The following is a 15,298-nucleotide window of genomic DNA, read 5'->3' on the forward strand; positions in this document are numbered from 1 at the left end:
AAGCCGTACATCCCAGATGTGCGGCTTTTTGATTGAAAGATTTTATGAAGGGGAAAGAGCCAGGATAGGAGGTTGATGACATGACACAATTGAAAGCGATCGTTCTGAATGCATCTTTGAAGAAAACGAAGGCAGAGGAACCTTCCCATACCGAAGGCCTGAGCCGTGAAGTTCTCGATATCCTTGAAAAAGAAGGGGTCGAAACAGAAATTGTCCGTCTGGCGGATTATCATATTCCTTATGGCATCAGTGGAGATCTTGGTGGCGGAGACATGTGGCCGCAAATCTTTGAAAAAGTGAAAGAAGCCGACATCGTTCTGTTCGGAACGCCCCTGTGGCTTGGAGAGAAAAGCAGCCTGGCTACGGTAGCGATGGAGCGCTTATACGGCAGCAGTGGGGAAACGAACGAAAAAGGACAGTCGATCTTTTACAATAAAGTCGGTGGCGTCATTATTACCGGAAACGAAGATGGTGCCAAACATGCTGCATCTTCTGTACTTTACGGAATGTCACACATAGGTTTTACCGTTCCGCCGAACGTCGATGCGTACTGGGTGGGCGAAGCGGGACCAGGTCCTTCCTATTTAGAGGGTGATGGTCAAAACAATGAATTTACTAAAAAGCATGTGGAAATGCTCGCTTATAACACCCTCCATTTTGCACGCATGTTAAGAGAACATCCGATTCCGGCTGAAGGAAACAAGGCGGAGTAAACGCTCCTCAACAAAGGAGAAGACCAGGGCTGCCAAAGGCCTGGTCTTTTTTTAATGAAATCTATAAAAGCGATTGCAAAAACGACCTTCCAGGTATAAAATATAATTAAAGCAGGTCATCTGATGACCTTACTTTTATACATGTTATGAAAGCGTTGACAAATTATGTGTTGGGGGAGGATTCTTATGATTTTACTCGTGGCTTTAAGTGCGATACTTGCTCCTTTTATTTTCCTGGTCCTTTTACGGATGCCGGCGAAGAAAGGCATGTTGTACAGCGCGTTGATTGTCATTGGTCTTGCTTACTTCGTCTGGGGTGTAGGGGAAAGGGTGATCGCCGCCTCAATAATGGAGGGGGCGCATAAGACTTTAACGATCCTTTTTATTTTATTCGGAGCGATTGTGCTGTTAAACACGTTAAGAAACACCGGTGCCGTAGACCGCATCAATCAAGGATTCCGGAGCATCTCCAAGGATATGAGGGTACAGATCGTCATTGTGGCCTTCCTGTTTGGTGCCTTGATTGAAGGGGCTGCAGGGTTCGGGACACCGGCGGCAGTGACAGGGCCGTTGATGGTGGCTTTAGGATTTTCACCGCTCGCTGCTGCATCCATTGCGCTGGTAGCGGATAGTTCAGCCGTCTCTTATGGAGCAGTGGGCACACCGATTCAGGTCGGGTTGAGTAATATTCCAGGTGCTGATCTTTCTTTTTACAAAGAAATCGGGGTGCAGGTCGCTTTTTTTGATCTGTTTGCAGGGAGTTTCATTCCACTGATTCTTGTGATCATTCTTACCGTTTTCTTTGGGAAGCAGCGAAAGCTCACAGATATAAAGGTGATGATTCCCTGGACACTCTTGATTGGATTTACCTATACCTTGTCCGCTTATCTTTATGCCAATCTGTTCGGTTACGAGTTCGTGGCGATCTTAGCTTCTTTGACCGGCCTGCTTGTGGCTACGCTGACGGCGAAGAAAGGTTTTCTACTTCCTGAAGAACCTTGGCAGGAAGCACTTCAAGAGGAAAAAGAAGCCGATAAACCTGTTTCCATGAGTTTGTGGGCAGCCTGGGCTCCTTATGTGATCATTGTCCTGCTCCTCCTTGTCACGAGAATCGTTCCAGCGGTCAAAACTTTCACATTGACCTGGGTTGATCTTTCCTGGGCGGATATTTTAGGTGTGGAGGGCATTACGTCTTCCTGGCAGGTGCTTTATTCCCCGGGATCCGTTTTAGTCTTTGCTGCGATTATGGCTGTCGTTGTGCAGAGAAAGTCTTTGGACCGGTTTACGAAGGCAGCGAAAGAATCTGTGCTCTCCATGAAAGATGCGGCTTTGGCTTTAGTCGCGACACTTGCGCTTGTCCAGGTGTTTACGAATTCAGGAATGAACGCACAGGACCTTGTGAGCATGCCTCAATACATCGCTCAGACTCTTGCTGCCGGATTTGGTTCCATGTGGGTCATGGTTGCGCCTTTTCTAGGGCAGCTCGGAGCGTTCATTACCGGAAGCGCCACGGTTTCCACCCTGACCTTTTCACCTGTTCAGTACAGCATTGCACAGGAAACAGCTCTTGCTAAAGATACGGTGTTGTCTTTGCAGGTCCTTGGGTCAGCGGCCGGCAATATGATTTGTGTGCACAATGTCGTAGCTGCGGGTGCGGTCGTAGGACTTGCAGGAAAAGAAGGGGATATCATAAGAAAAACGATTGGCCCTGCCTTGTTGTATGGTCTGCTTGTCGGGACCGCTGCTGTTGTTTATCTCTTCTTTGCATAAAAATCGCTTTCTCTTTTAAAGGTTATGGTTTTGGATTAGAATAGATGGAAGAGAAGAGCGAAACTTTGGAGGAAAACAGCGTGAATTATAAACCGATCCGTACGAAAAAAATATACGAACAAGTCGCCGATTCGCTTTTGGATTCATTGAAAAAAGGGGAATTGAAGCCGGGGGACAAACTGGACAGTGTCGAGAGTCTTGCGGGCAGCTTCAGCGTTGGAAGATCGGCGATCCGTGAGGCGTTGAGCGCACTTAGAGCGATGGGTATTCTTGAAATGAGGCAGGGAGAAGGAACGTATGTAAAAGCTTTCGATCCTTCCCGTTTTTCATTGCCTGTTTCCGTCGCCTTTTTGATGAAAAAAGACGACATGAAAGATTTGATGGAAGTAAGGCATATCCTCGAGGTCGGTGCCGCTGGGGCAGCTGCACGGACGAGAAGTGAAGAGGATCTCCGCGCGATGGAGAGAGCCTTGGCCGATATGGAAGAAGCGAAAGGAAACGGGGAGCTTGGCGAAAAGGCAGATCTCGAATTTCATATTGCTCTTGTCCAGGCGACACAAAATCAGATTTTGATCAATTTGATGAACAGCGTGTCAGAAATCATGATGCAGGCCATGAGGGAAACCCGCAAACTTTTGCATACGCCGGAAGGAACGAATCGTCTGCTGAAGCAGCATAAACAAATTCTTGAGGCCGTCAAAGCTCAGGATGAAGCCCTGGCTCAAGAAGCGATGGTCCGTCACTTGCAAAGTGTGGAAGAACATTTAGCTGAATATTTATCATAAAAAGGATTCTGTTGTCAGTATCCTTTCTCAAAAATTAGGTCATCTGATGACCTTATGTTTAAAAGGGAGGACATAACCTTGAAAGTATCATTATTTATTACTTGTCTGTGCGACACGTTCACCCCGGACGTCGGGAAAGACACCGTCCAACTTCTTGAACGCTTCGGCTGTGAGGTGGATTTTCCAGAGAATCAGACGTGCTGCGGTCAACCGGCTTTCAACAGTGGGTATAAACAAGAGTCGATGCAAGCGATGAAGCAGATGATTACAGCTTTTGAAGCATCTCCATACGTGGTCGGTCCATCTGGCTCCTGTGTGCAGATGATCAAGGAGTATCCTCATGCGTTGAAAGAGGAGCCGGAATGGAGTGCACGGGCCCAGGCTGTCGCGGAAAAAACGTATGAACTGACGCAATTTTTAGTGGAAGTGCTGCAAGTGGAGGATGTGAAGTCGACGTTTCAGGGGACAGCGACGTATCATCCGTCCTGTCATATGACTCGTCTCTTGGGAGTGAGTGATGCGCCGAGAATTTTACTGCAAAACGTGGAAGGCTTGAATTTGATCGAACTGCCCATGAAGGAAGACTGCTGTGGGTTCGGAGGAACGTTCGCCGTTAAGAATGCGGCCGTGTCCGGACAGATGGTGGAAGAAAAAGCCCAGCATATCGACGAAACTGGAGCGGAATATCTCATTGGTGGGGATATGGGCTGCCTGATGAACATGGGGGGCTGCATGCGACGCAACAAACAGGATGTGAAAGTGCTGCACATTGCTCAAGTGCTGAACAGCCAATAAGAAAGGAGAGGTCACATGGGAATAAGAATTGGGGACAAGCCGTATGCCGAACGGATTCAGGCCGGAATTGAGAACAGCTTCATGAGACAGGCCGTATCTTCGGCGCAGGGCCGCTTCCGAACCGGACGCCTGAAAGCGGCTGAAGAACTCGGCGATTGGGAAGACTGGCGGACGCTTGGTGAAGAAATCCGTCATCATACGATGGAAAACCTGGACTACTACCTGCATCAGCTCAGTGAGCAGGTGGAAAAACGGGGCGGAACGGTGTTTTTTGCGGAAACCGCTGAGGAAGCGAACGCGTACGTCAAGGAAGTCGCGAAGAAAAAGCAGGCCCGCAAAGTGGTGAAATCGAAGTCGATGGTCACAGAAGAAATCGGCTTGAATGAAGCATTGGAACAAAGCGGCTGTGAAGTAGTGGAATCGGACTTGGGAGAGTGGATCCTGCAGCTCGATGAAGATCCGCCATCCCACATCGTCACACCTGCCCTTCACAAAAATAAAGAGCAGATCCGGGAAACGTTTGCGAATAAGAAAGGGTACACGAAAACCGATCGGCCCGAGGAACTGGCCGCTTTTGCCCGCGAACAGCTCCGGAAAGATTTCCTAGAAGCGGATTTAGGTGTGACGGGCTGTAATTTTGCTGTTGCGGAATCCGGCGCGGTCACGCTTGTCACGAATGAAGGAAATGCCCGTATGGTAACCTCTCTTCCTGATACTCACATTGCTGTTATGGGAATGGAACGCGTCGTTCCTACTTGGGAAGAGCTTGAAGTCGTCGTCAGCCTACTTACGAGAGCAGCCGTCGGCCAAAAACTGACGAGCTACATTACGGCACTCACGGGTACGCGTTTAGATGACGAAACGGACGGCCCGGAGGATTTCCATCTGGTCATCGTCGATAATGGCCGTTCGAAAATTTTAGGGACGGAATTCCAGTCGGCCCTCCATTGCATCCGCTGTGCCGCCTGTATAAACGCCTGTCCGGTGTACCGTCATGTGGGCGGCCACTCGTACGGATCGATTTATCCAGGTCCGATCGGTGCCGTCCTGACCCCGCTCCTTGACGGGTACGAAGACCATAAAGACCTGCCTTATGCGTCCACGTTATGCGCCGCCTGTACAGAGGCTTGTCCTGTGAAAATTCCCCTTCATGAACATTTGATCCGCCACCGTGAAATTATCGTCGAGCGGGAGCAAATGGGAGCGAAGTCAGAGGAATGGATGATGAAAGGATTCGCCAAATGGGCCTCTACGCCAGCTGCCTATAAATTAAGTACGAAAATGGCGAGGACTGCCATGAAGCCATGGACGAAAGACGAACAGATTGAAAATGGACCAGGGCCGCTGAAAGGATGGACACAGAGCAGGGATTTTCCTGCACCTGCGAAGAAAAACTTCCGCGAATGGTATAAACAACGAGAAAAAAGGAGGGGGGAAGCATGACGGTTCATAACCGGACATCGTTTCTGGATCGTGTCGCTGAGAATCTTGGAAGAGAGCGGCGGACAGAAGTGAAACCTCCTGTGTATTCTGTCCAACCGCAGGACCGTGTTTTCCAGGGAGCCACTCAGGACGAACTGATCGAAATGCTGGAAGCCCAATGCCGCGTCATTCATACTTCCTTCGAACGGACGACACAATCAGGCCTTGCTGACACCTTAAATAAGGTTCTCGCTTCGTTTGAGGGTTCGAAAAAAGTCATCAGCGCAGGAGGTCCGAGGTTGGATGATTTCGGCGTGCGGGGGATTTATGAAGAGCTTGCGGAAGATGACTTCGACCTTCGTATCTGGAATGACCAGGAAGGTGACGTTGCTTTCGCCGAGCAGGCAGGCCTCGGCATTGTCTTTAGTGATATCACCCTTGCCGAATCCGGAACGGTGACCCTTTTTAATGATTCGTATAATGGCAGATCGATCAGTCTGCTCCCTGAAACGTTCATCGCCATCATTCCGAAAAGTACACTCGTACCGAGAATGACGCAGGCGGCCCGTGTGATTCATGAGCAGGAACAGAAAGGAAATCCTGTCTCGTCGTGCGTCAGTTTCATTACAGGACCAAGTAACAGTGCGGATATTGAAATGAACTTGATTGTCGGGGTGCACGGACCTGTGAAAGCGACCTATATTCTGGTTGATGATTTATAAGGATGCCCCTAACGAAAAAGCACCCGGTACGGGTGCTTTTTTTGTGTCTTGCTCAATGCATTTCCTGCTTGCCTTACCCCATGATCAGAGAGAGATAGTTGATGAACGTAAACCAGCCAAGTGAGGCTAAACTGAGGGATAGGACGGTCACGCTCAATAGAGCGTACTTTTTGGAGCGTAAGAGATGGATGCTGGAATAGAGAAGGCTCGTGATGAATAAAAAACCGAACAGAACGTTCCATGGCAGGGACATCCTCAGTCCGAAATCAAAAAGGGCATGCGCGATATAAAAGACGTTCACGAATAATAGAAACAGGAAAAACAGCTTTTTCATAAGATCCCCCTCTCCTGCACAAATGAACGATATCTTCATTTATGAAAAATCAAGCTTGGCTCCATTATTTCAGAACTAGAAAAATTATACAAATCATTAAGAGAGGAATCTCTCATTCCGTGGTACTGGAATCAGAAATCATGATTGACAGTTTCATCTAATTAGATTATTGTTTAATTAGATATACATTTAATTAGTGGGGTGGAAAGATGCAATTAGAGAAAATGGTCGCGTTTCATAAAGCGGTGGGAGATCCGACAAGACTGCGGATCATTGCGCTTCTCCGGAAGGGTCCGCTGCACGGACAGGCGATTGCCGGAAAGTTAGGACTGCGTCCGCCGACGATTACCCACCATTTGAAGAAGTTGAAAGATACAGGGGCGGTCTACTCGAGAAGGGATAAAAATACGATTTATTTTTATTTGAATGAACAGAATTTGGAATTCATGACGACCGCGATCTTAAGGATTGGAGATGATGAACGAGTGGTAGCCGAAGAATTGAAAGTCGATGCGAAAGATCAGGCGAAGATCATAAAAAATTTCGTCACGGTCGAAGGTACATTGAAGCAGATGCCGAGCCAGCTGAAGAAGAAGAACGTCATTCTTTCTTACTTTGTCCAATGGTTTGAGCATGGAAAAACGTATGACGAGAAAGAGGTCAATGAATATATCAAGACATTCTTTGATGATTTTGCGACTGTCAGACGGGAATGGATCATGCAGCAGTTCATGTACCGGGAAAACAATCAGTATGAGCTGAACCCCGTAGAAATGTGGCCGGTCGTCGTCCAAAGGTGACGACATGGCTTCTTTTTTTGAACACCTAATTAGATGTATATCTAACTGGTTGTGGATGATATGATCCGCCATCATTCATACCGCTATTTGTTTTATTCAGGGATCGTCAATGGAATCGGTGACCGGTTCAGCCAGGTGGCTGTCCTGACGCTTCTTTTACAACTGACCGGTTCGGGAGTGGCGGTAGGAGCGGCCCTTGGATTAAGAGTCATTCCATACTTACTGCTATCTCCACTGGGGGGAAGGCTTGCTGATCGTTTGAACAAAAAGTGGATACTCATGCTGACCGACGTGTTCAGGCTTCCGTTTGCTCTCAGTTTTCTGCTTGTCGATACGAAGGAGATGGTGTGGCTCGTTTTTACTGCGATGTTCATTCTTGCATGTGGAGAAGCTGTTTATCAACCTGTCCGTAAAAGCTTTATTGCTTCAATTGTTGAGAAAGAGGATTTGGTGAAGGTGAATGGATGGGAGCAGCTGCTGCAAGGAGTGGTTTTGATCGCAGGATCCATTACGGGTGGCGTCGTGGCTTATGTCTTCGGTACTTCCTTTGCCTTCTGGCTGAACGGTCTTTCCTTTATCACAGCGGCTGTCCTGCTTCTTGCTTTGAAGGGGGGCACATATAATAGCCATTTTGAAAAAGAACACAGGAGAAGACGCATCGAATGGAAAGGGTGGATGATGTTTATTCTTGCCATCCAGTTGGTTGGAGCCACGATGGATGGGGCGTTTAATGTCTTGATTAGTGTTTATGGTGCTGAAACATTTCCACTTGGTGAACTTGGCGTCGGTTTCTTATATGGGGCTCTCGGCACAGGGTTGGTGGCCAGTTTCTTTTTCTCCAGCAAAATCAAAAGCTATCGACTGCCCTTATGCCTCGCTCTCCTCATCATCGAAGGAGGGCTCCATCTGCTCGCAAGCCGCATGACCATTTTTCCGGGACTGTGGTTCACTTTTGTAACGATCGCCTTGACCGGCGGCATAATGGGGACTTTGCTGGATGCTTTTCTTATGAAACATACGAAAGCTGAAGAACAGGGGCGGGTTTTAGGCTGGATGGAATCATGGGCCAACGTCCAGCTCGGACTCATGATGTTGTCCTCTGGTTGGTTTCTGGATGTTTATAGTGCCCGGACCCTTGGTTTGTGGGGAGGGGGAATCGGGATCGCTGGAGGTGTCTTGCTGCTAGGGTTCTATTTCCTATTTAAGAAAAAGGTAGAGGCAGAATCCTCATTGGACAAGGGTAGTCTGGAAACCGGCCGCGACCCACAACAGAAAGATGGGAAAGAGGGTTTTTAGAAGACACCGAGGTCTGTGCCATTGATTCGATAAATGAAAAAATGATTCTGTGAAAGGTAAAAGTAAACACCTGAAAATAAAGGGAAACGGATAGAAAAAGAGAAGATTATAAATAGAGAACATCCTCAACGAGACACCTGTCCAACTTTCAAAAGGGCAGGTGTTTGTTTTGTCGAAAGAACGGGAATAAGTTAGGGAACGATTGGTAAGGGGGTAAAAAATTGGGGACGAGGTCGTGGCAGATTCATAGATTCCGAGAGAGAGAATGGACCTCAGAAGAAGATGAAGTCGCTATCGAGTATCCACTCACGGTGACCGTCAACGGAGAAGAATTCGCAACGATGGTCTGTACTCCGACGGACAAAGAGGAAATGGTCATCGGATTCCTTGCATCCGAGGGTTTGATTCGGAGTGTGAAGGAGATCAAGGAGATGACCATCGATGAAGACCGCGGGTTCGCTTATGTGGAAACGGTGAGTAGCCTTCCTCAGGTGCAAAGCGGGCAGAAAAGGTGGCTCGGGTCCTGCTGTGGGAAGAGTCGGGCATTTTATTTTCAAAGCGATGCGGCGACGGCCCGGACGGCTATGGATGAGAGTACCTTCGATCCGGAAGTGTGCTTTCGGTTGATGGAAGAGTTCCAGTCCCAGGCGGGCCTATTCCAGCGGACGGGCGGGGTGCACCAGGCAGCCATCGCTACGTCAGATGGAATTGTGAAAGCGTATGCGGATATCGGCCGTCATAACGCGCTGGACAAATTGTATGGGTTTTTATTAAAAGAAAAGCTAAGCAGAAAAGGGAAGATCATTTTATTTACAGGCAGGATTTCTTCCGAAGTCCTTTTGAAAATATCGAAAATGGGATTCGGTGTCCTGCTATCCAAATCGGCACCGACAGATTTAGCCCTTCAGCTTGCGGACGATTTGAACATAACGGCTGTCGGATTTTTACGGGGGGAGAGGATGAATGTGTACACTCATCCGAGGCGTATTGCTGCAGCCCATGGAGGAGGAGTAACGATTGAATGAACACACAGTAGTGACGATCAATGGAAAAGAATTTCTGGCGGAACCGGGTCAGAACCTGCTGCAACTGATGAATCAGGCAGAAGAACAGGTGCCGCAAATCTGCTACAACGAGTCGCTTGGACCGATCCAGACGTGTGATACGTGTATCGTCCAGGTGGATGGTGAATTGACGCGGGCGTGTGGCACGAGTGTGACCGCGGGTATGAAGGTCCAAACGAAACTACCTCATGTACATAAAGCACAAAAGGAGTCGTTGGACCGCATTCTGGAAAAACACGAGTTGTACTGCACCGTTTGTGATTACAACAACGGCTCTTGTGAGATTCACAATACAATGGCGGAGTTCGGACTGGAACATCAGTCGCGTCCGTTCCAGCCGACCAGTTACGATAAGGATGATTCCGGCTCATTTTACCGCTATGACCCTGATCAATGTATCCTTTGCGGACGATGTGTGGAGGTCTGTCAGGATGTCCAGGTAAACGAGACGCTGACGATTGACTGGGATCGCATGGAACCACGTGTCATCTGGGACAATGATGTGCCGATCGATGAATCGTCCTGCGTCAACTGTGGGCAGTGTTCCACCGTCTGTCCTTGTAACGCAATGATGGAAAAAGGGATGGAAGGCGATGCCGGATTTTTGACCGACACGGAGCCGGGCCTTTTGAAGTCGATGATCAATCTAACGAAGAAAGTGGAAACAGGTTACGGTCCGCTTTTCGCTGTATCGGATACGGAAGCAGCGATGCGTGAAGAAGTCATCCAAAAGGAAAAAACGGTCTGCACCTACTGTGGCGTCGGCTGTTCCTTCGATGTATGGACAAAAGGACGGGAAATCCTCAAAGTCGAACCGAGTGCTGAATCTCCGGCGAACGGCATTTCTACATGCGTAAAAGGAAAGTTCGGCTGGGATTATGTCAATAGTGAAGAGCGTCTGCAGAAGCCGCTCATCCGCCGCGGCGACCATTTTGAAGAAGTCGAATGGGACGAAGCCATCGCTCACGTTGCGGATCGTATGACGGAGATTAAGGAAGAAAAAGGCGCCGATCACCTGGCTTTCATTTCTTCTTCGAAAGCGACGAACGAAGAATCTTACGTGATGCAGAAATTGGCCCGCCAGGTCATTGGTACGAACAATGTGGACAACTGTTCCCGTTACTGCCAGGCCCCGGCTACAAAAGGTTTGTTCCGGACCGTAGGATATGGGGGCGACTCCGGATCCATCGATGATATCGCAGCAAGTAAACTAGTGTTGACGATCGGGTCGAATACAGCCGAATCCCACCCGGTACTCGCATCCCGGATCAAGCGTTCCCAAAAGCTGTTCGGGCAGAAACTCTTCGTCTTTGATTTGAGAAAACACGAAATGGCGAAGCGCGCTGACCGCTTTTATCAGCCGAAGACAGGAACGGACCTTGTCTGGTTATCCGCTGTTGCGAAGTACATTCTTGATCAGGGCTGGGAAGATAAGAATTTCCTTGAGGAATGGGTCAACGATTTTGATGCATACCGAGACAGTCTGGAACCGTTCACGATGGACTATGCTTCGAACCTGACCGGAATCCCTGAGCAGGAACTGAAGGATGTCGCGAAGGAAATCGCCCATTCAGAATCCGTAGCCGTCTGCTGGGCGATGGGTGTCACCCAGCATATGCTCGGAAGTGATACGAGTACGGCCATCAGTAACCTGCTTCTTATTACAGGGAACTACGGCAAGCCGGGTACAGGTGCTTATCCACTCCGCGGCCACAACAACGTGCAGGGATGCAGTGACTTCGGAAGCATGCCGAACTTCTTCCCTGGTTATGAAAAGACCGCTGACGATGAGGTGCGTGCCCGTTATGAAAAAGCGTGGGATGCCACGATTCCGAAAGAACCGGGCATGGATAACCACGAAATGATCGAGGCGATTCATAATGGTGAGCTCTCCATGATGTACGTCATGGGTGAGGACACAGGAATCGTCGATGCCAACATTAACTATGTCACAGACGCATTTGAAAAATTAGACCTGTTCATCGTTCAGGACCTTTTCCTAACGAAGACGGCTGAATACGCAGATGTTGTGCTGCCGGCATCGCCAAGCCTTGAAAAAGAAGGGACATTCACAAACACGGAACGCCGCATCCAGCGTTTGTATCAGAGCTTTGAGCCGCTTGAAGGAACGAAGCCGGACTGGCAGATCATTCAACTGATCGCCAAAGAACTCGGCCGTGACTGGAATTACCAGCACCCTTCTGAAATCATGCACGAAGCGGCAGGGCTTGCGCCGTTGTTCGCAGGCGTTCATTATGATCGCCTTGAAGGCTATAAATCCCTGCAATGGCCGGTCGCAGAAGATGGATCCGATCAGCCGCTGTTATTTACAGAAGGATTCCCTTTTGAAGATAACAAAGCGAAGCTGTATCCACTGACATATGAGCTGAAGTACGATACGAATGAAGAATACGACCTGCATGTCAATAACGGTCGTTTGCTCGAACACTTCCATGAAGGGAACATGACGTATAAGTCGGAAGGTATACGCCGTAAAACGCCGAACGCCTTTATCGAAGTGTCGAAAGAGCTTGCGAAAGAGCGCGGCATTGAAGAGGGCGCAGAAGTGAAGCTGATCTCAGAATCAGGAGAAGCGACCGGCGTCGTTACCGTTACCGACCGCGTACGCGGCAAGGAGATTTTCCTTCCCCTCAACGACAACGGAAAGTCAGCGATCAACTTCCTGACCGATAACCGTGTCGATAAAGATACGAACACGCCGGCGTACAAGGAAATCGCGGTGAAGATGAAAGTGTTGAAAAAGAAAGGTAAATCACCGATTCCGCACAACAACCACCGCCGTGGGAACCCGGTTCCGCAAAAAGGTGTCCAAGTACAGGAAAAATGGAAACGTCAGGATTATATATTCCCAGGCAAGGGGGGACGATGATGGCAAAAGCCATTACGAAAATCAAAAGGTATGAAGTATCAAGGGAAGACCAAGTCGAACAGGACGTTAAGGAAGTGAAAGAAGCCGTTGCCGACAACAAAGATTCCATCCTCAAAGGCATTGATTTGTTGAAGGCGCTCGACAACGGCGGTACTCTGGACTCCGTTACTGCTTTTGTAAAGGCGAAGGATGAGGCCTTGGCAAACGTTGTGAAAGAAATCGATAAGGATCAATATGAACCTTTGCTGCGCAACCTGCCTGAACTCGTCTTCCTCTTGGGAGAGATTAATGTGACAGGTATACGTGACTTGAGTTCCCGACTCAATCACGGTCTTGAAGCGATGGAAGGGGAAGGGACGACAGATAAGACGTCCTTCCTCGATCTTGCCAAAGCGCTTAAAGATCCAGAAATCAACCGAAGCATCACGATGCTCCTGCACTTTTTGAAGGGCATGGGAAGGTAACAATCCTAGAGGATGAAGCCATTATGGCTTCATCCTCTTTTTATTTGTCCTATCCCTTCTCTTTGTTTCAGAAAAGCTCCCTTTAGTTGAAGGCTCAGTTTCGAGACGATTTTGTGGTTTTAGGGGCTCCGGGAAAAGGTTCGCTTTCCATGGGGCGGGCGGTGAGCCTCCTCAGGCTACGCCTTCCGGGGTCTCACCTGTCCCACACGTCCCATAGGAGTCTCACCGTTTCCCTCCGCCCCTTTACCATGGAACAGATTCTCGAAACCCACACTAAAAGGGCAGCTCTTATGATTTTGATAGGCTGATTTTAGAACACCTGCACTTATAAGTAAGGTTCTAATCCTTCCCACTTAGGCAGCCATAAAGGGCTTTGTATCAAGCAATCACGCTTTCTAGACGTCCATTGGATAGAGTGCATATTATCTATTTCCTATAAACATATAGGCTGATTTTCTAAGTAGTGTTTTCGAGAATCTTCCTTGGCAAAGGGGCGGAGGGGAATGGCGAGACTCCTGCGGGAAAAAAGTGCAGGGTGAGACCCCACAGGACGCAGTCCGAGGAGGCTCACCGCGCTCCCGCGGAAAGCGAGTTATTCCCCGTAGCCCCATCCACTCAACAAACGTCTCGAAACTGAGTCTTCAAGAAACCTGCCATATACTTTAATATTAAAAAGCTGCTAAAAAGCAGAAAAAAGAATTGACATTTTTCTGAAAACTTATTATGATTTAGTTACAGTCAGCGAGTGAAAACTGTGCTCATAAGAGCTTATATAACTCCAAAGGGGAGTAGCTTACAGTTATGTCGTCATTACGTGGCCCATCCGGCCTCCGGCATACCTGGCAACGTAACGTTGTTCGCGAGACCTTTGCCATAATGGTAAAGGGATTAAATGAAAACTCTCAAAAACCTTTACCATCTGTTGGTAAAGGTTTTTTTATATTCATAGGAGGGATTTTCATTGTTAACCAAATGGATGAATGGATTAAGAATCGGTAAGCCGAAGGTGGATCTTGTTCTTGATCCTAAAGGAGAAGATCCTTATGTATTGTCCGGAGTCTTTCAACTATCCGGGAGTTGGAGAAAACAGAACATCAAGCGTTTGGAATGTGATTTGGTCGTCGTAGAACGAGGGAAGAAGCCCTTATTGGTCCAACCGGTCACCACTGTCCTCATGACACGGACAATGGAAGCAGGTGGATATGATGAATATCCTTTCCGTTATGAATTACCTCGAACCCTTCCTCCATTATCTGAGGGAAGGTCTTATAAACTGCAGACGCGCCTGGTTTATGAAAACAATGCTAAAAGTTTTGACCATGATGAGCTCATCGTTAATTAAAAAATTGATTATAAGGAGTAAAGAAAAATGGACTTCGCTTTAGTTTTGGAATACAGCTGGGTGTTGTTGATTTTGATTGGTCTTGAGGGGATTCTTGCTGCGGATAATGCGCTCGTTATCGCGACGATGGTCAAACACCTTCCTGAGGAGAAGAGAAAGAAAGCCTTGTTTTACGGTTTGGCAGGGGCCTTTTTGTTCCGCTTCGCTTCTTTGTTCCTCATTTCCTATCTCGTCAACATTTGGCAGGTCCAGGCAATCGGGGCGATTTACCTGATCGGTATTGCTGCTTACCATTTGTTGAAAAAGCATGTGCTGAAGCCAAAAGTGAAAGCGAAGAAATCGCCAGTTAAAAAGGGCTCAGGTTTCTGGGCTACGGTCATAAAAGTGGAGCTTGCGGATATTGCTTTTGCGGTCGATTCTATTTTAGCTGCGGTTGCTCTAGCCGTAACCTTACCACTCACCAGTCTCCCGCAAGTGGGCGGTTTGGATGGTGGCCACTTTGCTGTCATCCTCGCAGGAGGTATCATCGGGCTCGTCATCATGAGATTTGCGGCCAGTTATTTTGTCGTCTTGCTTGATCGCCGCCCTGGTATTGAAACAGCCGCTTACCTGATCGTCGGCTGGGTAGGTGTAAAGCTTGCGGTATATACGATGGCCCACCCGGAGATCGCAATCTTATCCGAGGGTTTTGCAAAAAGCGCTCCATGGAAAATCACATTCTGGTCAGTTCTATTGTTGATTGCTGTCGGCGGTTGGTTTTTATCCAAAGAAAAGAGTCCCAACAACTCTGCTGCAGAGAATGCTTCGTAAAAGAAATGATTTACCTCCGCGGAATTATTGTCCCTTCTGGAACTTGGCTGATATACTCATATGGGCTATGAACGAGATCGATTCAGGAGGG

At 48.3% G+C, this 15,298-nt stretch carries 14 protein-coding genes; 13 read left to right on the forward strand and 1 reads right to left on the reverse strand.

Annotated elements, in window-relative coordinates:
- Positions 1–80 precede the first annotated feature (80 nt).
- From GLW00_RS07325 to GLW00_RS07350, 6 genes are all read left to right on the forward strand, one after another.
- The gene (locus tag GLW00_RS07325) at positions 81–713 is read left to right on the forward strand and encodes a flavodoxin family protein (protein WP_160912667.1); all 633 of its coding nucleotides are present in this window, start codon (positions 81–83) and stop codon (positions 711–713) included.
- A gap of 186 nt (positions 714–899) precedes the next feature.
- On the forward strand, positions 900–2,483 hold the full coding sequence (locus GLW00_RS07330; protein WP_160912669.1) for an L-lactate permease: 1,584 nt from the start codon (positions 900–902) through the stop codon (positions 2,481–2,483).
- An 80-nt stretch (positions 2,484–2,563) separates the two neighbouring features.
- Complete coding sequence (locus tag GLW00_RS07335) at positions 2,564–3,268, forward strand: FadR/GntR family transcriptional regulator (RefSeq protein WP_160912671.1); 705 nt, start codon at positions 2,564–2,566, stop codon at positions 3,266–3,268.
- Positions 3,269–3,346: 78 nt separating this feature from the next.
- Entirely contained in the window at positions 3,347–4,063 is a 717-nt protein-coding gene (locus GLW00_RS07340) for a (Fe-S)-binding protein (protein WP_160912673.1), read from the forward strand.
- Between the two features lie 15 nt (positions 4,064–4,078).
- Positions 4,079–5,506: a LutB/LldF family L-lactate oxidation iron-sulfur protein gene (locus tag GLW00_RS07345; RefSeq protein WP_160912675.1), complete on the forward strand. Its 1,428-nt coding sequence runs from the start codon at positions 4,079–4,081 to the stop codon at positions 5,504–5,506.
- Complete coding sequence (locus GLW00_RS07350; RefSeq protein WP_160912677.1) at positions 5,503–6,207, forward strand: LutC/YkgG family protein; 705 nt, start codon at positions 5,503–5,505, stop codon at positions 6,205–6,207. Before GLW00_RS07345 ends, GLW00_RS07350 begins: the two co-directional genes overlap by 4 nt.
- Before the next feature lie 73 nt (positions 6,208–6,280).
- Here GLW00_RS07350 and GLW00_RS07355 read toward each other — a convergent pair whose 3' ends face one another.
- Positions 6,281–6,541 (reverse strand): hypothetical protein, encoded by a 261-nt coding sequence (locus GLW00_RS07355; protein WP_160912678.1) that lies wholly within the window; start codon positions 6,539–6,541, stop codon positions 6,281–6,283.
- Between the two features lie 209 nt (positions 6,542–6,750).
- Between GLW00_RS07355 and GLW00_RS07360 the strand changes: the two genes are divergently transcribed.
- The 7 genes from GLW00_RS07360 to GLW00_RS07390 all read left to right on the forward strand — a co-directional run bounded on the left by GLW00_RS07360 (position 6,751) and on the right by GLW00_RS07390 (position 15,207).
- A complete protein-coding gene (locus GLW00_RS07360; RefSeq protein WP_160912680.1) occupies positions 6,751–7,341 on the forward strand; it encodes a DUF2087 domain-containing protein in 591 nt (196 codons plus the stop codon).
- 60 nt (positions 7,342–7,401) lie between these two features.
- Positions 7,402–8,637, forward strand: coding sequence for an MFS transporter (locus GLW00_RS07365; protein ID WP_160912682.1), 1,236 nt, complete (start codon positions 7,402–7,404; stop codon positions 8,635–8,637).
- 221 nt (positions 8,638–8,858) lie between these two features.
- Positions 8,859–9,662, forward strand: coding sequence for a formate dehydrogenase accessory sulfurtransferase FdhD (gene fdhD, locus GLW00_RS07370; protein WP_160912684.1), 804 nt, complete (start codon positions 8,859–8,861; stop codon positions 9,660–9,662).
- On the forward strand, positions 9,655–12,591 hold the full coding sequence (gene fdhF, locus GLW00_RS07375) for a formate dehydrogenase subunit alpha (protein WP_160912686.1): 2,937 nt from the start codon (positions 9,655–9,657) through the stop codon (positions 12,589–12,591). Before fdhD ends, fdhF begins: the two co-directional genes overlap by 8 nt.
- Positions 12,591–13,055, forward strand: coding sequence for a helical membrane plugin domain-containing protein (locus GLW00_RS07380; protein ID WP_160912688.1), 465 nt, complete (start codon positions 12,591–12,593; stop codon positions 13,053–13,055). Before fdhF ends, GLW00_RS07380 begins: the two co-directional genes overlap by 1 nt.
- Positions 13,056–14,016: 961 nt before the next feature.
- Positions 14,017–14,397, forward strand: coding sequence for a sporulation protein (locus GLW00_RS07385; protein WP_160912690.1), 381 nt, complete (start codon positions 14,017–14,019; stop codon positions 14,395–14,397).
- A 27-nt stretch (positions 14,398–14,424) separates the two neighbouring features.
- Positions 14,425–15,207 carry a TerC family protein gene (locus GLW00_RS07390; RefSeq protein WP_160912692.1) on the forward strand — a complete coding sequence of 261 codons (783 nt, stop codon included), beginning with the start codon at positions 14,425–14,427 and terminating at the stop codon, positions 15,205–15,207.
- Positions 15,208–15,298: the final 91 nt, after the last annotated feature.

It is taken from the genome of Halobacillus litoralis (assembly GCF_009856445.1).
Lineage (GTDB): Bacteria > Bacillota > Bacilli > Bacillales > Halobacillaceae > Halobacillus > Halobacillus litoralis.

Bases quoted from the DNA above. Each gene is read 5' to 3' on its own strand.
- GLW00_RS07325 (WP_160912667.1), top strand. From the start codon at position 81: ATGACACAATTGAAAGCGATCGTTCTGAATGCATCTTTGAAGAAAACG.
- GLW00_RS07330 (WP_160912669.1), top strand. From the start codon at position 900: ATGATTTTACTCGTGGCTTTAAGTGCGATACTTGCTCCTTTTATTTTC.
- GLW00_RS07345 (WP_160912675.1), top strand. From the start codon at position 4,079: ATGGGAATAAGAATTGGGGACAAGCCGTATGCCGAACGGATTCAGGCC.
- GLW00_RS07350 (WP_160912677.1), top strand. From the start codon at position 5,503: ATGACGGTTCATAACCGGACATCGTTTCTGGATCGTGTCGCTGAGAAT.
- GLW00_RS07355 (WP_160912678.1), bottom strand. From the start codon at position 6,541: ATGAAAAAGCTGTTTTTCCTGTTTCTATTATTCGTGAACGTCTTTTAT.
- GLW00_RS07360 (WP_160912680.1), top strand. From the start codon at position 6,751: ATGCAATTAGAGAAAATGGTCGCGTTTCATAAAGCGGTGGGAGATCCG.
- GLW00_RS07365 (WP_160912682.1), top strand. From the start codon at position 7,402: ATGATCCGCCATCATTCATACCGCTATTTGTTTTATTCAGGGATCGTC.
- GLW00_RS07380 (WP_160912688.1), top strand. From the start codon at position 12,591: ATGGCAAAAGCCATTACGAAAATCAAAAGGTATGAAGTATCAAGGGAA.
- GLW00_RS07390 (WP_160912692.1), top strand. From the start codon at position 14,425: ATGGACTTCGCTTTAGTTTTGGAATACAGCTGGGTGTTGTTGATTTTG.